At 58.3% G+C, this 18,872-nt stretch carries 27 protein-coding genes and 1 pseudogene; 16 read left to right on the forward strand and 12 right to left on the reverse strand.

Going from position 1 to position 18,872, the window contains the following annotated elements:
* Nucleotides 1-15: 15 nt before the first annotated feature.
* Entirely contained in the window at nucleotides 16-504 is a 489-nt protein-coding gene (apcB, locus tag SynTAK9802_RS10190) for an allophycocyanin subunit beta (protein ID WP_114989511.1), read from the forward strand.
* A 5-nt stretch (nucleotides 505-509) separates the two neighbouring features.
* Nucleotides 510-710 (forward strand): phycobilisome linker polypeptide, encoded by a 201-nt coding sequence (locus SynTAK9802_RS10195; protein WP_006851140.1) that lies wholly within the window; start codon nucleotides 510-512, stop codon nucleotides 708-710.
* Between the two features lie 57 nt (nucleotides 711-767).
* On the opposite strand, the gene SynTAK9802_RS10200 is transcribed toward SynTAK9802_RS10195, so the two are convergent.
* Nucleotides 768-1,574 (reverse strand): TlyA family RNA methyltransferase, encoded by an 807-nt coding sequence (locus SynTAK9802_RS10200; protein WP_186495979.1) that lies wholly within the window; start codon nucleotides 1,572-1,574, stop codon nucleotides 768-770.
* Nucleotides 1,575-1,664: 90 nt separating this feature from the next.
* On the opposite strand from SynTAK9802_RS10200, the gene SynTAK9802_RS10205 reads away from it, so the two are divergent.
* The 4 genes from SynTAK9802_RS10205 (at nucleotide 1,665) to SynTAK9802_RS10220 (ending at nucleotide 5,291) form a co-directional block, all read left to right on the forward strand.
* A complete protein-coding gene (locus tag SynTAK9802_RS10205) occupies nucleotides 1,665-1,871 on the forward strand; it encodes a hypothetical protein (RefSeq protein WP_186495982.1) in 207 nt (68 codons plus the stop codon).
* 184 nt (nucleotides 1,872-2,055) lie between these two features.
* Nucleotides 2,056-3,219, forward strand: coding sequence for an FtsW/RodA/SpoVE family cell cycle protein (locus tag SynTAK9802_RS10210; protein WP_370586355.1), 1,164 nt, complete (start codon nucleotides 2,056-2,058; stop codon nucleotides 3,217-3,219).
* 54 nt (nucleotides 3,220-3,273) lie between these two features.
* On the forward strand, nucleotides 3,274-3,987 hold the full coding sequence (locus SynTAK9802_RS10215) for a cytochrome c biogenesis CcdA family protein (RefSeq protein ID WP_115081008.1): 714 nt from the start codon (nucleotides 3,274-3,276) through the stop codon (nucleotides 3,985-3,987).
* Between the two features lie 5 nt (nucleotides 3,988-3,992).
* Entirely contained in the window at nucleotides 3,993-5,291 is a 1,299-nt protein-coding gene (locus tag SynTAK9802_RS10220) for a cytochrome c biogenesis protein ResB (RefSeq protein WP_255487751.1), read from the forward strand.
* Here SynTAK9802_RS10220 and queF read toward each other — a convergent pair.
* The gene (queF, locus tag SynTAK9802_RS10225; RefSeq protein WP_186495984.1) at nucleotides 5,279-5,668 is read right to left on the reverse strand and encodes a preQ(1) synthase; all 390 of its coding nucleotides are present in this window, start codon (nucleotides 5,666-5,668) and stop codon (nucleotides 5,279-5,281) included. The two genes, SynTAK9802_RS10220 and queF, sit on opposite strands and share 13 nt — an antisense overlap.
* Nucleotides 5,669-5,793: 125 nt before the next feature.
* Between queF and SynTAK9802_RS10230 the strand changes: the two genes are divergently transcribed.
* A complete protein-coding gene (locus SynTAK9802_RS10230) occupies nucleotides 5,794-6,132 on the forward strand; it encodes a P-II family nitrogen regulator (protein WP_006851285.1) in 339 nt (112 codons plus the stop codon).
* A 224-nt stretch (nucleotides 6,133-6,356) separates the two neighbouring features.
* Complete coding sequence (gene purB, locus SynTAK9802_RS10235) at nucleotides 6,357-7,652, forward strand: adenylosuccinate lyase (RefSeq protein WP_186495987.1); 1,296 nt, start codon at nucleotides 6,357-6,359, stop codon at nucleotides 7,650-7,652.
* Here the strand turns inward: purB and SynTAK9802_RS10240 are convergent.
* Nucleotides 7,610-8,326 (reverse strand): SDR family oxidoreductase, encoded by a 717-nt coding sequence (locus tag SynTAK9802_RS10240; RefSeq protein ID WP_186495990.1) that lies wholly within the window; start codon nucleotides 8,324-8,326, stop codon nucleotides 7,610-7,612. The genes purB and SynTAK9802_RS10240 overlap by 43 nt on opposite strands.
* An 83-nt stretch (nucleotides 8,327-8,409) precedes the next feature.
* Here SynTAK9802_RS10240 and SynTAK9802_RS10245 point away from each other — a divergent pair, with 83 nt between their 5' ends.
* Both SynTAK9802_RS10245 and SynTAK9802_RS12675 read left to right on the forward strand, forming a co-directional pair.
* Nucleotides 8,410-8,625: a Nif11-like leader peptide family natural product precursor gene (locus SynTAK9802_RS10245; RefSeq protein WP_115081034.1), complete on the forward strand. Its 216-nt coding sequence runs from the start codon at nucleotides 8,410-8,412 to the stop codon at nucleotides 8,623-8,625.
* Between the two features lie 118 nt (nucleotides 8,626-8,743).
* The gene (locus SynTAK9802_RS12675; protein WP_255441776.1) at nucleotides 8,744-8,878 is read left to right on the forward strand and encodes a hypothetical protein; all 135 of its coding nucleotides are present in this window, start codon (nucleotides 8,744-8,746) and stop codon (nucleotides 8,876-8,878) included.
* Nucleotides 8,879-8,888: 10 nt separating this feature from the next.
* Here SynTAK9802_RS12675 and SynTAK9802_RS10250 read toward each other — a convergent pair whose 3' ends face one another.
* The gene (locus SynTAK9802_RS10250) at nucleotides 8,889-9,503 is read right to left on the reverse strand and encodes a DUF2808 domain-containing protein (protein ID WP_255487752.1); all 615 of its coding nucleotides are present in this window, start codon (nucleotides 9,501-9,503) and stop codon (nucleotides 8,889-8,891) included.
* On the reverse strand, nucleotides 9,497-9,982 hold the full coding sequence (locus SynTAK9802_RS10255) for a hypothetical protein (RefSeq protein WP_136987670.1): 486 nt from the start codon (nucleotides 9,980-9,982) through the stop codon (nucleotides 9,497-9,499). Before SynTAK9802_RS10255 ends, SynTAK9802_RS10250 begins: the two co-directional genes overlap by 7 nt.
* A 111-nt stretch (nucleotides 9,983-10,093) precedes the next feature.
* On the opposite strand from SynTAK9802_RS10255, the gene SynTAK9802_RS10260 reads away from it, so the two are divergent.
* Nucleotides 10,094-10,318 (forward strand): hypothetical protein, encoded by a 225-nt coding sequence (locus tag SynTAK9802_RS10260; RefSeq protein ID WP_186495993.1) that lies wholly within the window; start codon nucleotides 10,094-10,096, stop codon nucleotides 10,316-10,318.
* Nucleotides 10,319-11,115: 797 nt separating this feature from the next.
* Here SynTAK9802_RS10260 and SynTAK9802_RS12800 read toward each other — a convergent pair.
* A complete protein-coding gene (locus SynTAK9802_RS12800) occupies nucleotides 11,116-11,280 on the reverse strand; it encodes a DUF1651 domain-containing protein (protein WP_370586396.1) in 165 nt (54 codons plus the stop codon).
* A gap of 593 nt (nucleotides 11,281-11,873) precedes the next feature.
* Between SynTAK9802_RS12800 and SynTAK9802_RS10270 the strand changes: the two genes are divergently transcribed.
* Complete coding sequence (locus SynTAK9802_RS10270) at nucleotides 11,874-12,296, forward strand: glycine zipper 2TM domain-containing protein (protein ID WP_186495996.1); 423 nt, start codon at nucleotides 11,874-11,876, stop codon at nucleotides 12,294-12,296.
* A 379-nt stretch (nucleotides 12,297-12,675) separates the two neighbouring features.
* Here the strand turns inward: SynTAK9802_RS10270 and SynTAK9802_RS10275 are convergent, their stop codons facing one another.
* Together SynTAK9802_RS10275 and SynTAK9802_RS10280 are read right to left on the reverse strand one after the other, a co-directional pair.
* Nucleotides 12,676-12,927, reverse strand: coding sequence for a hypothetical protein (locus SynTAK9802_RS10275; protein ID WP_370586356.1), 252 nt, complete (start codon nucleotides 12,925-12,927; stop codon nucleotides 12,676-12,678).
* 57 nt (nucleotides 12,928-12,984) lie between these two features.
* A pseudogene (locus SynTAK9802_RS10280) lies at nucleotides 12,985-13,560 on the reverse strand (tyrosine-type recombinase/integrase).
* A gap of 96 nt (nucleotides 13,561-13,656) precedes the next feature.
* On the opposite strand from SynTAK9802_RS10280, the gene SynTAK9802_RS10285 reads away from it, so the two are divergent.
* The gene (locus SynTAK9802_RS10285; RefSeq protein ID WP_186495999.1) at nucleotides 13,657-13,839 is read left to right on the forward strand and encodes a hypothetical protein; all 183 of its coding nucleotides are present in this window, start codon (nucleotides 13,657-13,659) and stop codon (nucleotides 13,837-13,839) included.
* A 330-nt stretch (nucleotides 13,840-14,169) separates the two neighbouring features.
* Nucleotides 14,170-14,304 (forward strand): hypothetical protein, encoded by a 135-nt coding sequence (locus SynTAK9802_RS12680; RefSeq protein WP_255487753.1) that lies wholly within the window; start codon nucleotides 14,170-14,172, stop codon nucleotides 14,302-14,304.
* A gap of 94 nt (nucleotides 14,305-14,398) precedes the next feature.
* On the opposite strand, the gene SynTAK9802_RS10290 is transcribed toward SynTAK9802_RS12680, so the two are convergent.
* The 4 genes from SynTAK9802_RS10290 to SynTAK9802_RS10305 all read right to left on the reverse strand — a co-directional run bounded on the left by SynTAK9802_RS10290 (nucleotide 14,399) and on the right by SynTAK9802_RS10305 (nucleotide 16,814).
* Nucleotides 14,399-14,644, reverse strand: a complete 246-nt coding sequence (locus tag SynTAK9802_RS10290) for a hypothetical protein (protein WP_186496001.1) — start codon at nucleotides 14,642-14,644, stop codon at nucleotides 14,399-14,401.
* Nucleotides 14,645-15,405: 761 nt separating this feature from the next.
* The gene (locus SynTAK9802_RS10295; protein ID WP_186496004.1) at nucleotides 15,406-15,780 is read right to left on the reverse strand and encodes a hypothetical protein; all 375 of its coding nucleotides are present in this window, start codon (nucleotides 15,778-15,780) and stop codon (nucleotides 15,406-15,408) included.
* A 248-nt stretch (nucleotides 15,781-16,028) separates the two neighbouring features.
* Nucleotides 16,029-16,427, reverse strand: coding sequence for a hypothetical protein (locus SynTAK9802_RS10300; RefSeq protein WP_186496007.1), 399 nt, complete (start codon nucleotides 16,425-16,427; stop codon nucleotides 16,029-16,031).
* A gap of 222 nt (nucleotides 16,428-16,649) precedes the next feature.
* Entirely contained in the window at nucleotides 16,650-16,814 is a 165-nt protein-coding gene (locus SynTAK9802_RS10305; RefSeq protein ID WP_186496010.1) for a hypothetical protein, read from the reverse strand.
* A gap of 1,276 nt (nucleotides 16,815-18,090) precedes the next feature.
* On the opposite strand from SynTAK9802_RS10305, the gene SynTAK9802_RS10310 reads away from it, so the two are divergent.
* Nucleotides 18,091-18,435 (forward strand): thermonuclease family protein, encoded by a 345-nt coding sequence (locus SynTAK9802_RS10310; protein WP_186496013.1) that lies wholly within the window; start codon nucleotides 18,091-18,093, stop codon nucleotides 18,433-18,435.
* A 65-nt stretch (nucleotides 18,436-18,500) separates the two neighbouring features.
* The gene (locus tag SynTAK9802_RS10315) at nucleotides 18,501-18,848 is read left to right on the forward strand and encodes a hypothetical protein (RefSeq protein WP_255487754.1); all 348 of its coding nucleotides are present in this window, start codon (nucleotides 18,501-18,503) and stop codon (nucleotides 18,846-18,848) included.
* Nucleotides 18,849-18,872 lie beyond the last annotated feature (24 nt).

Below are 18,872 nucleotides of genomic sequence, written 5' to 3' on the forward strand. Positions count from 1 at the left end.
TCTCCTCACGGATCCATGCAAGACGCCATCACCAACGTCATCAACAAGTCGGACGTCCAGGGCCTCTACCTGGACACGGCTTCGATGAGCAGCCTCGAGTCGTATTTCGCCAGTGGTGAACTGCGCGTGCGCGCTGCCGCCACTATCAGCGCCAATGCTTCGGCCATCATCCGCGATGCCGTCGCCAAGGCCCTGCTGTACTCGGACATCACCCGTCCCGGCGGCAACATGTACACCACCCGCCGCTACGCAGCCTGCATCCGCGACCTGGATTACTACCTGCGTTATTCCACCTACGCCATGCTGGCTGGCGACACCTCGATCCTCGACGAGCGTGTTCTGAACGGCCTCAAGGAGACCTACAACTCCCTGGGTGTGCCCATTGGCGCCACCGTTCAGGCCATCCAGGCCATGAAGGAAGTCACCGCAGGCCTGGTCGGCCCTGATGCTGGCAAGGAAATGGGTGTCTACTTCGACTACATCTGCTCCGGCCTCGGCAACTGAGCCCCATGCGGTTGTTCAAAGTCACCGCCTGCATTCCCAGCCCTGAAAAGGTTCGGACGCAGCGCGAATTGCAGAACACCTTCTTCACCAAGTGGGTGCCCTACGACAGCTGGTTCGCTGAACAGCAGCGCATCCAAAAGCAGGGTGGCCGCATCATCAAGGTGGAGCTCTGCACCGGGGGTCAGCAGGTCAACGTCGGCAACTGAACTCCGCTCCAAAGCGAATTCCGAGCCCGGTTCAATACCGGGCTTTTTTATTGGCCATCAATTCTGGAGGGTCTGCGCCACCAAAGCATCGAGATCCGGAAGAACAGCGGCATCTCCCTCCCCCAACCAAAGCACATACTCGTGGTTGCCGGCCGGCCCGGTGATCGGCGAAGCCACCAAGCCCTGGGGCTGCCACTCCGCTTCTGCTGCCGCTGCAATCACGGATTCAATGGCATCCCGGTGGGCCGCAGGGTCACGGACCACGCCCCCCTTGCCGACGCGACTCTTGCCCACCTCAAACTGCGGCTTCACCAGCACCAGAGCATCGGTGTCTGGACCCCGCAACAACCGGCGCAACGCCGGAAGAATCAACCGCAGGGAAATGAACGACACATCGGTGACCGCCAAACTGGGCCAGGGGTCGTCGGCCCCATAGAGATCGTCGGGCTGCAGATGGCGCAGGTTGGTGCGTTCCCGCAGCACAACTCGTTCGTCGGTTCGCAGGCTCCAGGCCGTTTGGCCATAGCCCACATCAACGCCATAAACACGGGTAGCGCCGTGCTGCAGCAGGCAATCGGTGAAGCCGCCGGTGGAGATGCCCCCATCCAGGCAAACGCGCCCCTCCACCAGTACAGGGAAAGCCTTCAAGCCCGCCAAAAGTTTTTCACCCCCTCGAGAGACAAAGCGGGGGGGCTGCTCCACCCGCAGTTCTCGCTCCGGCGTCACCTCCGTTCCAGGCTTGTCCAACAGGGTGCCGGCGCCATCCCGCACCTTTCCAGCACGAATCAATTGCTGCGCCTGTTGGCGTGAACTGACCAATCCACGGGTCAGGAGTTCCAGATCAAGACGCTGTTTGGACGCCATTGCGACATAAAAGCAGACCGATCCCGAAGAAAACCGGCGATCCAGCGGCTGGAGCCTGTTCTGCCAAGAGGATTGCCTCAATTCGCGTCGATGGACGTGTCCAACCACCGCCCCCAACCCGCCAAGGTGGTGCCGCTGTTGCAGCCGGGCAGCTTTGTGCGAATCGACAACCAGCCCTGCGACCTGCCGCCCTTCCAGGTTCTTCACTGCCGCGGTGGACGCTGCTGGGTGCGCCAGCAATCCTGGGGATCCCACGTGCAATGGGAAGTTGAGCATGAGCGGTTGAACGTTGCATAAGCGAAACCGCTGCTCATCAAGCCCTGCAAAGACTCCCAGCCAACAATTCTCTTCAATCAGTGCCTTGGCAAGGCAAGCATTTCACGGCTCAATGGTGCATTGATGCTGGTTGAGCAAACGTTTGGGTCAGGCGACAGCCCTACAAAGAGCTTCGAGACGACGGGGTAAGCAAGAAACTCAGACGTTGGCATTGATTCAGCGGCTACTGCCCTTGCCGTGGCAGCTCTGGCCAGCAGAAGCTCGCCTGCTGATGGGGCTGGCGGGATTCTGGAGTGTGGCAGGGCTGGTGGTGTTGGCGTCCGCCAGTTGGTGGGTGGCCCTTCGGGAAATGGGCGATGGCGGTTTCTATCTGAAACGGCAGGCGATCTGGCTCCTGGCCAGCTGGAGTTTGCTGGGCATCACGATCTCCACCAACCTGCGGCGATGGCTGCGCTGGTCAGGCCCAGGGCTGTGGATGGGCTGCCTGCTGATCGCCGCCACCCTGGTGATGGGCACCACTGTGAACGGCGCCAGCCGCTGGCTGGTGCTCGGTCCGCTGCCGATGCAGCCCTCGGAGCTGGTGAAACCCTTCGTGGTGCTGCAGGCCGCGAACCTGTTCGCCCCCTGGAACCGCATGAGCCTCGACCAGAAGCTGCTTTGGCTGGGGAGCTTCGGCGGGCTGCTGCTGCTGATCCTCAAGCAACCCAATCTCTCCACAGCGGCCCTAATGGGACTCACCCTCTGGATGGTGGCCCTGGGGGCCGGCCTGCGCTGGCGCAGCCTGTTGGGCACCGCCCTGGCGGGATCGCTGCTGGGCACCGCCAGCATCTTGATCAATGAATACCAACGGATCCGGGTGGTGTCGTTTCTGGATCCCTGGAACGACCCGATGGGGGATGGCTACCAGCTGGTGCAGAGCCTGCTGGCGATCGGATCCGGCGGTTGGATGGGACAGGGCTATGGCCTTTCCACCCAGAAGCTCCAATACCTGCCGATCCAGAGCACCGACTTCATCTACGCGGTGTTCGCCGAGGAATTTGGATTCGTGGGTTCAGTGCTGCTGCTGCTGTTCCTGATGCTGGTGGCCTGGGTGGGGCTGCGGGTGGCCCTGCGCTGCCGAAGCAACCAGGCCCGGCTCGTGGCCATCGGCTGCACCACGATCCTGGTGGGCCAATCGATCCTGAACATCGCGGTGGCTTCTGGGGCGATGCCCACCACCGGTCTGCCACTGCCTTTGATCAGCTACGGCGGCAACTCGCTGATGTCGAGCCTGGTGATCCTGGGCCTGCTGATCCGCTGTTCCCTGGAATCCACCGGTTTGATCGGGGGACGATCCAACGGACGCCAACGGTCGTTGCGTCAAGGCTGAGCCTGGTCTGGTGACCGGCGTGCCTGGATAGGCTTTGCACACTCAAGGGCACCTATGGACCTGCTGCTGCTCTCCGATTTGGCCCAGAGCAGCGAGCAGCTGCTGCAGCGCGCCCTGGCGGATCCAGGCCCACTGACGCTGGCACTGGTGTTTGGTGGCGGCGCCCTCACCAGTCTTGGGCCGTGTTCCCTGTCCTTGCTGCCGGTAACGCTGGCCTACCTGGCGGGCTTTGACGATGGCCAACCGGCCTGGCAGCGCAGCCTCGCCTTCTGCGGCGGCATCGTCGGTGCCCTGGTGGTGCTGGGGAGCATCAGCGGACTGCTGGGCCGGATCTACGGCCAGGTGCCGGCACTGATCCCCACATTGGTGGCGATCCTGGCGGTAGCGATGGGGCTCAACCTGCTGGGGGTGCTTCGGATTCCACTGCCCAGCGGTCCAGACCCGGAGCAATGGCGTCAGAAGGTGCCGGCCCCGCTGGCGCCGGTTGCAGCAGGACTGGCCTTCGGGCTGGCGGCCTCACCCTGCACCACCCCCGTGTTGGCGGTGCTGCTGGGCTGGATTGCCCAGAGCGGACGTCCCCTGGCAGGGGTGGCCCTGCTCAGCAGCTTCGGCTTCGGCCAGGTGCTGCCCCTGCTGCTGGCGGGCACCTTTGCAGCAGCCATCCCCAAACTGCTCGCCCTGCGGGGCATCAGTCGCTGGGTGCCGCCAGCCAGTGGAGTGGTGCTGCTCACCAGCGGCCTACTCACCCTGCTGGCCCGCTGGAGCTGATGGGAATGACGAACGGGATGGGCCCACTGAAACGCCTGGCCGCCTGGCTCAGCGATCTGCGGCTGGCGATCGTGCTGCTGCTGCTGATTGCCCTAGCCAGTGCCGTGGGCACCGGCATCCCCCAGGGGGATCCGCCCTCCAGCTACATCGATGCCTACGCCGATACCCCCTGGCTGGGGCTGCTCCACGGCGAACAGGTGCTGCAGTTGCAGCTCGATCATGTGTATTCCAGCGGCTGGTTTCTGGCCCTATTGGCCTGGCTGGGTCTCGCCCTGATCCTCTGCAGTTGGCGCCGTCAGTGGCCAGCGCTGATGGCGGCCCGGCGCTGGATCGACTACCGCACCACACGCCAGCTGAGCAAATTGGCCATCGCCGAAAGCCAGCCCTGCGCTGACCCCAGCCGGGCTCTGATGCAGCTGGAGACGGTGCTGCGGGCCGGTGGATGGGAGGTGCAACGCAAGCCACAACGGCTGGCGGCCCGACGCGGCGCCATTGGCCGGGTGGGGCCCTTGCTCGTGCACACCGGCCTGGTGCTGCTGATGCTTGGCGCAGCCTGGGGGGCACTGGCGGGGAACCGCTTGGAGCGCTTCCTGGCCCCCGGCCGCAGCCTCGATCTCCTGGATCGCGATGGCACAACCCAACTGACCATCACCCTGGACCGCTTCGCCATTGATCGAGATCCGGCGGGCCGCACGGAACAATTTCGCTCCGCTCTTCAGCTGCAGGGCCCCAACCAAAGCTTGGATGCCGAGATCAGCGTCAATCACCCGCTGCGGCACCGGGGCATCACCATTTACCAGGCCGATTGGTCACTGGCGACGATCAGCTTGCAGATCGGGCGTAGCCCCGTGCTGGAGCTGCCGCTACAGACCTATCCGGAGCTGGGTGATCAGATCTGGGGCCTTGTGCTACCGACACGCCCCGATGGAACCGAACCGGTGTTTCTGAGCCTGGAGAGCGAACAGGGACCTGCCACGGTGTTCGATGCGGACGGTCAACAGCTCGCCCGACTGCAACCGGGTGGTCCCGCGGCTGAGGTGAAGGGCTTGCCGATGCGGGTGGACGCGGTGCTGCCGGCCAGCGGACTTTTGCTCAAGCGTGATCCAGGAGTACCGCTGGTGTATCTGGGCTTCGCAGTGCTGCTGGTGGGCGGTGGGTTGAGCCTCGTGGCCACCCGGCAGCTGTGGGCCATCGCAGCCGATGGAACCCTCAGCGTGGGTGGCCTCTGCAACCGCAACCTCGCCGCCTTCGCCACTGAATTGCCTCAGCTGGTGCAGCAGGGGGGGGTCGATCAGCAGGGCTGACGGGTGCCGTGACTCACACGCACAACGGTGTGCACGTTGCCGCGGGGGTTGAAATCGGCTTCCAGCTGCATCCACACCGGATCCGTGGCCGCCACCAGATCATCAAGGATGCGGTTGGTGACCTCCTCATGGGAGATCGCCTGGTCGCGGTAGCTGTTCACATACAGCTTGATCGCCTTCAGCTCCACCACCCGCGGCCCGGGTTGATAGATCAGGCGCAACACCGCGAAATCGGGATAGCCGGAGAAGGGGCATTTGCAGGTGAATTCCGGCAGCTCGATCGACACCTCGTAGGGGCGCCCAGGCCGGGGGTTGTCGAAGCAGATCAGCTCGGCTTCGGCGATGGCGCGTTCGCCATAGAGGGGGGTCTGGGTCAAAGGGCTGTAGGGGCCAGTTCTGATCAGCGACCCTAGGAAGTCAAGCTTCGGCAGCGTTCTGTAACAGCGGCCACGCACGGCTCTGAGAACCGCGGCATCCTTGAAACCAGATCCGTATTCCCACCATGAAAAAGGTCGAAGCAATCATTCGTCCTTTCAAGCTGGAAGACGTCAAGGTGGCGCTGGTTGAGGCCGGCATCATCGGCATGACTGTGAGCGAGGTGCGGGGCTTCGGCCGCCAGAAAGGTCAGGTGGAGCGCTACCGCGGCTCGGAATTCACCGTTGAATTTCTGCAAAAACTGAAGATTGAAGTGGTGGTCGAGGACGACCGCGTCGAAGAGGTGGTTAAGTCGATCGCCGATGCCGCCCGCACCGGTGAAATCGGTGACGGCAAGATCTTCATCAGCCCTGTGGAATCAGTGGTTCGCATCCGCACCGGCGACCGCGACAGCACGGCTCTCTGAGCTCAGAACGCCAGATCACTGTTCAGGATTGGCCCGGTCCCCATCGGTTCCGGGCCAGTGAATTCTTAGGAGCAATTTTGAGAGCTAAACACTGAACATCCAGGGGTGGGTTCCAAGACAAGTCAGATCCCAAAAGCAACGCGACGCATTGAGGCCCAGCGCTGAGGGCAAGTCGCGCGGAGGCGGCCCCATAGATTCATTGGGTTGTTCAACCGAGCGCGCCGGTGATTGAGCGTTACACCCTTCCTGAGATGGGAGCCGTCTGGAGTGAGCAGGCAAAATTCCAGAGCTGGCTTGATGTGGAGATCGCTGCCACCGAAGCCAACTACAGGCTTGGCCGCGTGCCCCAAGAGGCCCTCGACACCATCAAGGCGAAGGCCAGCTTCGAGGTGGAGCGCATCCTCGAAATCGAAGCCGAGGTGCGCCACGACGTGATCGCCTTCCTCACCAACGTGAATGAGCACGTTGGTGATGCCGGACGTCACATCCATGTGGGCATGACCAGCAGCGACGTGCTGGACACGGGCGTAGCCCTGCAGCTGAAACGTTCCGTGGCCCTGCTGCGCACCGAACTCGATGCCCTGGCCGATGCCCTGCGCGAACTGGCCCGGGCCCATAAGGGCACCGAAATGATCGGCCGCTCCCATGCCATCCACGGCGAACCGATCACCTTCGGGTTCAAGGTGGCCGGCTGGCTGGCGGAAACCGAGCGCAACAGCATCCGGCTGGAACGGCTTGAGCAGGATGTTGCCGTGGGCCAGGTGAGCGGCGCCATGGGCACCTATGCCAACACCGATCCCCAGGTGGAAGCCATCGCCTGCGAGATCCTCGGGCTGACTCCCGACACCGCCAGCACCCAGGTGATCTCCCGGGATCGCCATGCCGACTACGTGCAGACCCTCGCCCTAGTGGGCGCCTCCCTGGAGCGCTTCTCCACCGAGATTCGCAACCTCCAGCGCACCGACGTGCTGGAAGTGGAGGAGAACTTCGCCAAGGGGCAGAAGGGCAGCTCCGCCATGCCCCACAAGCGCAACCCGATCCGCAGTGAGCGGATCAGCGGTCTGGCCCGGGTGCTGCGCAGTTACACCATTGCTGCCCTTGAGAACGTGGCCCTCTGGCACGAGCGCGACATCAGCCACAGCTCCGCGGAGCGCATGATGCTTCCCGATTGCTCGGTGACCCTGCACTTCATGCTGCGGGAGATGACCAGCGTGGTGAAGGGTCTTGGGATCTACCCCGAGAACATGCGCCGCAACATGAATGTGTACGGCGGTGTGGTGTTCAGCCAACGGGTGCTACTCGCTCTGGTGGGCACTGGCATGAGCCGAGAGGAGGCTTACCGGGTCGTTCAACGCAACGCCCACACGGCCTGGAACACCGCCGGCGGCGACTTCCGCGCCAACCTTGAAGCGGATGGTGATGTGACCAGCAGACTCAGCGCGGCGGAGCTGGCCGACTGCTTTAGCACCGCATTGCATCAGGAGAATCTGGGCGTGATCTGGGAGCGGCTGGGAATCTGATCCAGGCACTGGCTCAGCGTCTGCTGGGGCTGGGCCGGGGAGCTGGTGATTTCGAGGATGCGACCACAGGCCTGAGGCTGCTCCAAAGCATCCAGGCAGACCTGTGCCACAAGACGGCGAGGAATGCTGTTGCTCTGCTGTTGATCGGCGTCGGTCACCAGCACTCCCTCCTTGGTGCTGCGGGTGTCGTCCTCACTCAGGCCTCCAGGCCGGATCACGGTCCAATCAAGACCGCTGCGCTCCAGGCAGCGCTCCCCAACCCGCTTCCAAACCAGGATCAGGCCGAACAGATTGAGGGGATGCAGCCAACGGCCAGCACAGAGGGAGCTCACCAGCACCACGCGCTTCAGCCCCAGAGAGCGGCAGGCCTGCACCTGAGCCTGCACGCCCCAGGCGTCCACCTGCAAGGGACCAGCCAGATTGATCGAAGGGCGAGCACCCGTGGCGATCACCAGTTCCGTGCAGCCCTGCAGCGCATGGAGCAACGCTTCCGCCGAGTCCAGCTCCAGACGACGCACCTCCAAGCGCCCCTCCTGCTCGGCCTGGGCCAGGGCAGAGGGCAGCACGGAAGCAGGCCGAACAATGGCTCGGACCGATCGACCACGCTTGAGCGCCTCCTCCACCACGCGCCATCCGGTTTTGCCGGAGGCGCCAGACACCGCTAGTTGCGTCATCCCATCAGACCTGATCTGCGCACCAGTCAACAGGCAAAAGGAAACACCAGACCGGGCAGAATCGGCACGACACCCCCAACCGCATGAGCACGGACCAACTCCGGCAATTTTTTGCTCACATCTCCAGAGATCCTTCGCTCAGGGAGCAAGTGCTGCAAGCCGTGAGCGCCGATGCTGCGGCCCTGATTGCCCAAGAACTGGGTTATGAAGTCTCCGGCGATGAACTGCTGCGGTTCTCCGGCAAGAGTTCCTCCGGCGTCAGCGTCACCAAGATTCAGCACCCCGGGGAATATCACTAAAGGGACTGGAGCACTGCGTTCGGACCTGTCGAGCCCCCCGAAACGTATGAGGACTCGCATACAAGACTGGAATTTGCCCTCCAGCTGAGCCAGAACCGAAGGGCTTGCATTCCTTCTGATGGCACGCCTTCTTCAGCTTTTGCAAGGGTCCAGCAACAACGCCGATCTGGCGGCATGGACGGCCGTGATCTTTGCCTCGATCACAGCGCTGGTGATCTGGGGACTCCTCAATGCCTACCCAAACTTGCTCTAGGAATCAAGAACTAACGGTACGGATCCTGCTGATAAACATTCAGATGCAAGGTGGGTCCGAGATAACGGACGGGGTCCTCACCATCCACCATGAGTTCTGTTGACCATTGATAAATACTGGACTGAGGATTAAAGCCACGGAACACAACATTCACGGTGTGCTCCGGCTCAATCGCCGGATTGAATTGGATATTCAAATCCTCTTCAGAACCTGAAGCAAAGGCGGTGGCCAAGCCCCGTTCTCCTTTGCCACGAAGGGAATAGTCGCCGAAATAAACCCAAGGCTCCAGGCGGCCCCAATCCCACTGATCCAGATTGGGCAACTGCCGCAAAACAATCGCGCCCAAGGCGTTATCAGCATCCTCAGGAACCACAACTGTAATCGTGGTGCGATTGCGCAAGCCTTCGGTTGCTTCAGGGTTGTGAATCATCACCCGAGTTGGGGGCCAATCAAACAACGCTTGTGCGACTGATGAGGGAGCCTGCAGCAACACCACTGGAGCCCACAAAAGCACCGCAATCCACTGGTGCTTCACCCAATTGTTCCAACGAATCAATCTAGACAAGCGATGCCAAACAGAACAACATCTCAGGATCAAGCTCCATCCTTCGATGGGGATCAGCAATGCCTAGCCAGCAAGGATTCGACCATGCCGGTCTGGCCCTGGAGCGCATAGGCCTCCACTTCCCGCTGGCGCTGCAGCGGCCCGAGCGACTGGGTCACCGTCAGCACGTGGGCAGCCGTAGAACGGTCGAGATGATGTGTCAAAAACCGATCGACCTGCGCGGGGCTGAAACCACCCTGCGCCTGCAGCATCAAGCTGATCGTGGAAGACGACGGCGTTTCCAAACCATCCAGACAATCTTGAACGACATGGATCGCCTCATGGGTCAGAACATCCAACTGAAGCCCTGGCTGATCGCGCAGCCCCTGCGATAAACAGAGACGGTTCACGCCCATGTTGTAAGCGGCGCGTTCGGCCCCGGGGCCACACCGCTCGAGCCGATCGATCACAACACCCAGCTGCTCAAGCCGATCAATCAACCGATCCGTGCGCGCTGAAAGCGAAATCGCTCGAGCAGGGGCTGCCCAGGAAGCCAGCAAGGCAGAAGCGAGAAGCAGACGAATCAGCAAAGACGAGACGCATCAGACGCAGCCTGAGCCTACGCTTGTGCGTGGTTCCGCCATCAGACTTTCAGCAGTTTCAAGAGTGCTGTGCCGTTCAAGCTGCGTCTGAGCGCATCGGAATGGCGGTTTGCCCTAACGTCATTTGCAGCAAAGGTGGGTTTGTTCTGGTTATCCGAATTGGTGATCTGCCAATGGGATCAGGAACGCTGGGTTTGCAATGTTGTGGCAAAAGGTTTTATCCCCTGCCTGATCACATTCGCACTAATGGATCTTCTGGTGATCCCACAGATCAGGCGCTTAAGAAACCGCTGAAATTCAAAATCTTGGCCTGAAGAAAGGGCTAATCACCTTCATGAGCAGGGTTTTACAGGACCAAGCCAAGCAGTGATCAAAACCTCAGACCATGAGCTTGACGGAGTTGCTCATTGCTCACCAAGCAAGTGCCCAGATCAGGATTGGTTGCACCTGGCCGGTACTCAGCTTTCTTCAGAAACTCAGTTGACTTACCCCGCAGCCAGAGCAACTACCCTGTGGAAGCATCACGCTTGCAACTCACCCACGCATAAGAACGAGCAGCCGGAGCACAAGTCAGCAGCACCCCAACAGCAATCAACCCAAAAGAGCAGCGTGAGGACAACATCTGGTTTCAGGAATCCTTGTCAATAGGCCAGCAACTCAAGCCAGAACAATGCAATGAGCGCAATGGCTCCCAACGCCAAAGCGAACCATTGGTCTTTGAGGGTGCGGACCACGTTGCAATAGCTGTTGCCCCAATAAAACGAGCTTTCAGCCAGTAGCCAACCTCAGCTGATCCTCTGTCGACCGACTGATGTCACCATCAAGATGCTTCTCTTTCCGGAGCGCATCTGGCGAGACGCGGTTCCATGTCAGCGCCAAACTGATCACATGGCTCAAAAACCCTGGTTCCAAGCCAACATCCACGCCCCTGGCACAGGCTTTGCCTTGCTGGTCATTGCGTTTTGCTTGCTGCTTCAGACCATCCCTTCAGCGATCTGCGTGTTGACCCCCAGGGATGGCTGGGACCCACCGTTGTCTCCGGAGAGGGTGAGGTACTGCAAGGGCGGCTAGGGATTTCACCAAGCGCCTGGTCACATCAAGCCGGACTCAGAGATCCACTGTCCCGAAATGTTTGAGGGGGCCTTCCAGCCCGTCTTCTGCATCGTCTGCCAAGCCTCAATGGCGTTATGCCGCAGCATCCGCCGCCGAGTCATCGGCTCAGGCGGGCGGGGCGGAACGTAGCGGTAGGTCCTGATGGCGACCCATTACGCGTGGACCGTCGCCATATCGGGCTTGAAGTGACAGAGCTTCTGCTGCTGCTCGAAATACAGCCACCCCTCACGACCAGCCTTTTCTGGCGACTCGTGAAAGCTGCGGTCCTTATTGGGCATACCCCAGTTCTTAGCCAGACTGGGTGGCATACCGAGCCTTGTGCAATGAAACGGCTACTGCTGCTGCTCACCCCTCTGCTGGTCTCGGCAAACCCTGTTAGCGCTTGGGAGAGATTTGATCCACATGAAGGTTACAAAAACTGTGTCGATACAGCTCTTAGAGAGTGGTTGGACCAAGAGAAGTGGAGATCCTTGAACAGAGTTGAGAAGAGCGCCTACAAGTCCTTGGCTCACCAACGCTGCAATTCGTCAGTGCCGGAGCAATTCCAAACTGACATGGGGAAATAGGGCAAGGTTGCTTGCATTGCAGGCGAGCCCTCAAGGCCAGGAAGGAACTTTTGAGATTGCGGTGTCCAGTTATCTTCTTCACGTTCTATGACTTCAGCACTACATATCCGACAAATGAACTGGGTTCGACCCATGAAGGGGGATAGCGTTCATGAAATAGAACGAACTTGATGCCTGCTCTTAAGCCTGTCCTTGCGTCCCTGCTGATTGGCACCGCAACGCTGCCATACGTTGACCTTGCAGTAGCCAAGGCTCAAACAGTCTCACAGCCTGGTTATTCGCGCACCACTCAGTGCTTTCGCGACGAATACAGAGAGGAATACGTGCCTGGCACAAAAGACAAGCCTGGATACGTCCGCAGCTGGACCGAAAAGGTAGAGATAGCTTGCGCTAACAAGCCAAATCAGATTCCTGCACAAGAACCCCAAACGGTGGATGTTGATAACAACAGCTGTGTCGAAGGGAGTGTGATCGGTGGACTTCTTGGAGCCGGACTAGGAGCGGCACTATCCAGGAAGCAAGGCCGTTGGGTAGGTGTCCCTGTTGGTGCTGCGGCAGGAGCGATGGTCGGCTGTCAGGTAGATGGTGGTTGATGCTCTCTGAATACACATGAGCCCACTACTCCTGCTGGTTGGCTTAGGGCTCGGGGGTTATCTCGCCGTATGACGCAACAAGCGAGCCTTAAAAGTCAAAGCAAGGCGCAAGCGTTAGCTGTCCTCTGCCAGCCCAATCACATTACGCAGCGTCGCCGATTCCAGGTTCAAGCACAGCACTTGGCAAGCGAAACCACCGCCTGCATAGAGGTGACTTCGCCGCTCTCAGAGGTGCAAATCAACCGGAGCACCGAAATCATAACCCTGAAGGACAAGCACCTTGTGTATCACTTACAACTTAAATTGAGCTCCACTCTTCTCAGTGACCACTTGAATGAATCGGTAAGGGGTAGCACTGCGTAAAGGCCCTTAATTCCACTCAAGCAGTTTTGGTACGACGCCGTTTCGCCCGACGTGGCTTTCCTTGCTTGGGCTGCTCGGAAGCCTTGAGATAAACCTTTCTCCCCTTGGCATCGATTCGATACAAGCCACCCTTTGGGCCTCTGTGAATCTCGGACTCTTGATCAGCACGAACTGTCTGATGAGCACGCTCTTTGAGCATTGGTCCCTTTGACTGATCAGGCTTTTTGAGGAATAGCCACTTCAACAACAACCCAAGAGCCTTGAGCATCGGAAGAAGATTGAAATAACAGCCCTAATAAAGCGTCACTGTCAAGAGATCAATTCACTAACCAAGACGCAGAGAACTGCTGTCCCGAGGGTTAGCAGCCACGTAATGACCAGTGGTCGCGCTCGATGAATGCCCGAGGGTGGCTTGAAGTGTGAATACGTCCACGCCCCTCTGCACAGGGTTTGTGGCATGACTTTGCCTCAGCTAGTGCGGGTGGACGTGGAATCCAGCAGCACGTCCCTATTTGCGGCAAACATCTCCAATCGCTTGTCGAGTGAGATGTCCCTTGCCACGGGGGCTCGGAAATACATAGCTGTCAGCTTCGCCGCGGCCAAGCGCGTGAAAAAGCTTGAGCGTGTCGCTGGACACTCGAACAGTCCTTGCTTTGGATCCTTTTCCAAAGAGGTGAATTTGACCGCCATCGGAGAGAACTTCGATGTCCTTCCATTTCATAACTGGGATCTCAGAAACTCTGCAACCCAGGAGATAAGAACCCCTGACAAGGGCGCAATCACGAATGGCGTTGCGATCCTGATGAACAGCCTTGGCGATCGACGCCATCAACAGCCCCATCTGTTCATCGGTCAGTGGCCTGGTGCTCTTGTCACCGTGGAGAAGTGCACGAGGTGGCATTGGATTACACGGCCCTGTGACCGCTGGGCGGCTTGGCTCTGCCGCCCCATCTATCGGTTGGGCTAATACTGAGAGGCATCAACGAAAGCCAGTGTCGTGCTGAAGATCCTTGTCGGAGTCGGACTGGGTTTCCTGCTGTTCACCAACCCAGAAGCAAGACAGATCACCGCAGACCTACTAAGAGCAACTGCCAGTGCGATTGCTCCTGAGCAAGACAACAAGACTTTTCAGGACAGGGTGAAGGAGGCCGTAGTGGAGAAAGTCATGGATGGCAACTGAGGAGATGGCAGGAGAGCAGTTCCGAGTCGAAGAACTGAACCCTTTCTTGGAGTGACACCTCCACACGACAGCAACATCTTTGGAGTTCGCCTCGGCAGAAGCGACAAGGATCGCCAGGATGATCGGCAGGGAAAACAGGGTGCTTAGCGAGGGCGGATCAGTGCTGTTTGAGATGGATCCAATGCAGGTTCGTCGTACGGGTTAATCGCCAACTGCAGCATGGTCAGCACCTGAAGAAGAAGTGCCAGTTCTGGGAACCGACGTGCGGAAGGAAGTGGGCTGGTCTCCCGAAGCGACTGACGCCAGACTGAGAAAAGAAATCAGCTCTGTATGGACGACCGCTTAAAGGTCGCTATCAGCGCGGTGCTCATTGCGGCAATGTTTGTAACCGCAGCTGGCGGGAACTGGTTGACGCTCCTGTTCTTCGCCGCCATGGCGGTCATTGTGACTTGGGAAACCAGCTAATCAGGTGCCATCCACGGGGTTAATGCTGACCTTGTAATGCATAAAGCTTCTAAGATCTGAATCGCTACTTTCGTAGAAAACAAAGTTGATCCGATCAAAAGATCCCTAGTGTTTTCTTCTTGCAATAGCCAGCGCCAATATTCATCCAGCCCGACTTGCAAGCTTTGCCGTTCGTAGGTGCTACCTCGTAATAAATGGGAGAGACGCAAGTCGTGCCGAGGGTGTTCAGGTAACCCAGAGGACACTGGTCATGACCTGAAGCCTTAGGGATCTCCTTTTGAGCCAACGCTGAAGGGGTTGCTGATGCGATGACAAGCAGTGCGAAGAGAGCTTCTTTCATGTCCAGATCATCTGAGCAACCTTTGTATAGCCATGCCTGCCGAGGGAGCTCCAAGTGGTCAGTGGCTGAATCAGAGAGCTGCTCAAGGGGGCTACCCCCTGACCCAACGCCACAGTCGAGACGACGTGGCACAAGGTAATGGGCTGGGCTCCCGAAGCTGGCTAATTGCGTGACGTCAGCCCCCTCTATCGGTGGGGCTGACTTCCAACAGCCGTTACCGAATCAAAGATGCGGGACTACGGAACCGCGAGGAGAAACATGTTCGCCCCGAGCGATGCGGTCCGCTCTTTAACGCTGACGAGGCGTTGTGCAATCAAGTGCAATGCACTGAATCTTTCCCGTTATTGGAAGACGGGGTTAAGCGCAGAAAGCCAGCCCCCATCCACAGTTGCCGTGGGATGGGGACTGGATTGTCTGCCAGCTAACGGGTCGCTCTCCCGTGCTGCCGCGATGCCTCACTCAGCCGTAGAGGAGATGTCGCAGGAACCATTGATAGGGAATCTCCAGTGGTGCTGCACACCATTTTTCGGAGAGCTTTGGTATCAAGGATTTCTTCCGTGAAGGTCCGATAAGCAGGTCGCGATGGCTACAGAAAGTTGTTGTATGTGCTCCTAACGCCTACTGGCCCAACTCCACAGGCGAGACATCACGCTGACGTGGCAGAAGGAGATGGGTTGGGCCCACGAAGCCAGCTAAGGAGACTTTGAGTGCCTTTACTTCTGAGCCTCAACCCTTTGGTGATTAGTCCGACCTATTTGCCTTCAGAAGTACTTCTGCAAGACAGCAGGAATCTCCATGTCCTCTGGTGAGTCGCACTGGCTGGCTTGTTCAGCAAGCTGCGCGAGAGCAACTGATTCCTCTGGAAGGGGAATGCTGCATTCGCAGACATTCTCTTTTTTGCGAGGGAAGCGATTACCCAGAAAAAACGGTGGCAACTCCCAATCGCGAGAAATCAGCTCCTCACCGTCCGCATTTGGCCGAACATTTTGGTGCTCCAGCTTGAGATCAATAGCTTCCCCCCAACTGTTCCAAGGACGTTGATCATCCATGAAACGCTGGTCAGGGCAGGGGATCTTGAGGATGTCGGCAGCTCTGCACATATGGCGGAACCACCAACCAGACCAGTTCATCTCCATCACATGGTCAACGACTTCATCCGCAGTACAAACGCCAGTGGTGATGTGCCATGGCGCTGGCTTGGGATGAGCATGACGAGCGGATCTTTCTAGGAATGTCAAAAGACGTGGCAAGGCTGATTTGAAAAAAGCCCGCTTTCGCTTTGAGCAAGTCCCGTCAAGAGCGACGTCCTCTGTGACGGACCATGGGGTCCAATCCAGTTGACTCTCGTCTGTACCAAAGCCATCAGAGAGAGGATTGCCTCCCATCAGAATGAAAATGGCAGGTCAGTAGGCAAAGGCGAAAGACCTAAACGCTGACGCTCGGTATTGACGACTTGGCGACCTTCTTTAAGTAGCTGTCGCCCAGCTTGACGTCGCTTTGACCTGCACTCCTTACCGTCTTGAAAAGTCTGAGCATCCTTTAGGCATGCCTGTGTTGACTGGAGCAAAGCAAGCCTTTGTTCATAGCTGCTGAGCAACCATTCGCGCCTCACTTGGAAGAGCTGCTGCTTTTGATTTGCAGTCAGTTTCGTTTCTTCTTGCAATCGTCGTTCTTGCATTCGCTCTTGAATGCGACGCTGCAGGAAGGATTGAGCTTGACCCTCGCTCTGGTTCAGCGTGATCGCTGACAGAGCAAGACAAGGGACAAGCAGCATGCCGCTCAACCGAGCAGGCGAAAACGGGCGAGGCGAATGGCTATCGGTTGCACCAAGGCCATCGGAACCAAGATGTTTGCGCATTAGAAATCAACCCGCCTACGAGGCGGTACGAGGTGTTCGGGTTAGTGCGAATGTCCTCAGACCCGCCTTAGCGGGGATGTCTCCTTAGACATACGAAAGCTAACAGTATTTGCTCTCACCATCTGACCCAACGCCACAGGCGAGACATCACACCCTTTGGATTGCGCTGATTTTCCGATCCTGCCAATCCTCGTAAGCAGGCAGATCAATCTCTTCAGGTAGCGGAGCCCAACCACCCATCCAGGTGTTGATCGGCTGCCGCTTGCGGCTGCAGGGCAGCGTCTCCAGCCAGTCGATGTAGTCGCGATTCATGATCCGTGGCTAGGGGTTGAGATGAGACGAGGGGCCAGAGCGTGGCTTACTTGGCTCGGGTGATCTGCCTTTACGGCTAGCGGATCACCCTGTCTGCGATTCGGTGACACTTCAAACACTTCGGGCGTGATCAGGACGGTTACGACTGGATTGCACCGCAGGTAGATGAGCTGCGTGTGCGGCGGAGCCACCATCGCTCGGGGCTCCGCTTGTCTGGGATGGTGTGAGGCCCCGTTCTCAGCCGAGGCCCCCTGGTGACTGGAAAGCCTAAAAACCAGTCACCGAGGAGGAGTCATAGAGAGATGGGCTGAGCTCAAGAAGCGGCTGAGGACAAGCGACAAGCCGTCCACCCACGACTGTCACAGTGCCAGTTGAGTAGGGATGGTTGTCATGTGAGGAAAAACGCCTCACGGGGTGGAAACAAGGTCACACTCCCGAGAGACGTTTTGGAGCCTCTGCCTTCGGCGGGGGTTTCTTTTTGGCTCGCGTTATCCACAGACCAAGTGGCGCTGCCTGCAGCTTCAAGCTTCAAAATGCCTCAAAAGCACTACCACTAGTGCTTCAAGGCATAAAAAAACCCGGTGTGACGCGCACATCGGGCCAGGTGATGGGGGAACTGACAATATGGCCCAGCCCTTAGCCACTGCCTAGCCCCACATTTGGTGTCTTAAGAGTCGGTACAGAACTTCACCGCACTATGTCCGGAATATGGATTTGTTGGCACTTCTGAGTCCAACGAGGCTAGCTTTGTCCAGTCCGGTCGGGTGATGGGGATCAACCGAAAGGACTAGCGACCTCGGAGACACCTCCGGGGTTTCTTTTTGGGAAATGGCCTCCAACCAAAGATCTGGCTAAGGGTTGAGTTCAACCATCCCGATCTAAATGACCTCTGGTTATCCAGAAACAACGGAGCAGGATCCCTCGGTGCCAATGCAGCCTGGGAATCACCGCGAACGACTCGCAAAGTTCGTTGGCGAATTGTGGGCACAACGCCGACACGTTGTTGAGACTCGGCGCCGCATCGATAAGAGATTCGCGGATGAGAGCGACTGGTTTGTCCGCAAAGACACTGAACTCGTCGACTGAACTCTTATCTGGCCAACTCAGCGCTCAAACGGAGAGCAGCTCCCAGCACCCACGCACTTAGAAGCACGACAAGCAAGACGTAGAGAGAACGAATAGACAGCAGAGGCTTCGCCAGCTCAGTACCTCATAGAGGATTTCGACGTCCTTGTAGAGGTGACCCAGACATTGGTCACACCCATCTGCGTCACTGATGCTCATTGCTGCTATTGCGTCCGTTGTGATCGCCTCCTGCTACGACGGCGACACGTGCACCACCACAACAGGCGAACGGGTTCAACTGGCCTGCATCGACACCCCTGAACTAGTTGGAATGAGAGCTGAGCCAGTGCCAGCCAGAGCTGCTCGAGACCATCTGAGAAATCTTGTGGTGGGCAAGAAGGTTGGAATCCTTCGGATCACCAAGGACCGCTACGGACGAACGGTGGTGGAGTTGTTCCTAGGGACGACATACGTTCAGCAAGAGATGGTCGTCAGTGGCCACGCAGAGATCTACTGGAGGTATCAAGATCAATGTCCTTGGACAGAGGGTCGATAAGGGACCGGCGTCATCAGCAAAATCACGACATGAAACGACTACTACTGCTCTTGGTCCCACTGGTCTTGGCAGATCCAGCCATTGCCTTTGATGGGGGTTGGTATGAAAAAGAGGAAAAACCAAAACTTTCTACTGATCAATCAGAGACACTCGCAACGTATTCAGAGTTTCACCAATCCTGCATGGACATCCAAATGACCATGTGGGGAGAGGTTGCAGAACTAATGGAAGATCTGGCTACAGCACACTGCTACTGCGAATACACCAAGCTTGAGGGCTTGGAAACTATTACTTGGGCAGACAAGAATGCTGCTGACATTGAATGTGCCAACCAAGGCACAATTAGCAAAAAAGAAGATTTCATCTGGTGGGCTCTTCCACTGCATCGTCAACGCTTAAAAGACGAGCCTTAATAGTCCCAAATTCCTACAGCTCAA

Origin of the sequence: Synechococcus sp. TAK9802 (assembly GCF_014279535.1) — a bacterium.
Lineage (GTDB): Bacteria > Cyanobacteriota > Cyanobacteriia > PCC-6307 > Cyanobiaceae > Parasynechococcus.

Bases quoted from the DNA above. Each gene is read 5' to 3' on its own strand.
- apcB (WP_114989511.1), top strand. From the start codon at position 16: ATGCAAGACGCCATCACCAACGTCATCAACAAGTCGGACGTCCAGGGC.
- SynTAK9802_RS10195 (WP_006851140.1), top strand. From the start codon at position 510: ATGCGGTTGTTCAAAGTCACCGCCTGCATTCCCAGCCCTGAAAAGGTT.
- SynTAK9802_RS10200 (WP_186495979.1), bottom strand. From the start codon at position 1,574: ATGGCGTCCAAACAGCGTCTTGATCTGGAACTCCTGACCCGTGGATTG.
- SynTAK9802_RS10205 (WP_186495982.1), top strand. From the start codon at position 1,665: ATGGACGTGTCCAACCACCGCCCCCAACCCGCCAAGGTGGTGCCGCTG.
- SynTAK9802_RS10215 (WP_115081008.1), top strand. From the start codon at position 3,274: ATGGACCTGCTGCTGCTCTCCGATTTGGCCCAGAGCAGCGAGCAGCTG.
- SynTAK9802_RS10220 (WP_255487751.1), top strand. From the start codon at position 3,993: ATGACGAACGGGATGGGCCCACTGAAACGCCTGGCCGCCTGGCTCAGC.
- SynTAK9802_RS10230 (WP_006851285.1), top strand. From the start codon at position 5,794: ATGAAAAAGGTCGAAGCAATCATTCGTCCTTTCAAGCTGGAAGACGTC.
- SynTAK9802_RS10240 (WP_186495990.1), bottom strand. From the start codon at position 8,326: ATGACGCAACTAGCGGTGTCTGGCGCCTCCGGCAAAACCGGATGGCGC.
- SynTAK9802_RS10245 (WP_115081034.1), top strand. From the start codon at position 8,410: ATGAGCACGGACCAACTCCGGCAATTTTTTGCTCACATCTCCAGAGAT.
- SynTAK9802_RS12675 (WP_255441776.1), top strand. From the start codon at position 8,744: ATGGCACGCCTTCTTCAGCTTTTGCAAGGGTCCAGCAACAACGCCGAT.
- SynTAK9802_RS10270 (WP_186495996.1), top strand. From the start codon at position 11,874: ATGCCTGCTCTTAAGCCTGTCCTTGCGTCCCTGCTGATTGGCACCGCA.
- SynTAK9802_RS10275 (WP_370586356.1), bottom strand. From the start codon at position 12,927: ATGCTCAAGGCTCTTGGGTTGTTGTTGAAGTGGCTATTCCTCAAAAAG.
- SynTAK9802_RS12680 (WP_255487753.1), top strand. From the start codon at position 14,170: ATGGACGACCGCTTAAAGGTCGCTATCAGCGCGGTGCTCATTGCGGCA.
- SynTAK9802_RS10290 (WP_186496001.1), bottom strand. From the start codon at position 14,644: ATGAAAGAAGCTCTCTTCGCACTGCTTGTCATCGCATCAGCAACCCCT.
- SynTAK9802_RS10295 (WP_186496004.1), bottom strand. From the start codon at position 15,780: ATGGAGATGAACTGGTCTGGTTGGTGGTTCCGCCATATGTGCAGAGCT.
- SynTAK9802_RS10305 (WP_186496010.1), bottom strand. From the start codon at position 16,814: ATGAATCGCGACTACATCGACTGGCTGGAGACGCTGCCCTGCAGCCGC.
- SynTAK9802_RS10310 (WP_186496013.1), top strand. From the start codon at position 18,091: ATGCTCATTGCTGCTATTGCGTCCGTTGTGATCGCCTCCTGCTACGAC.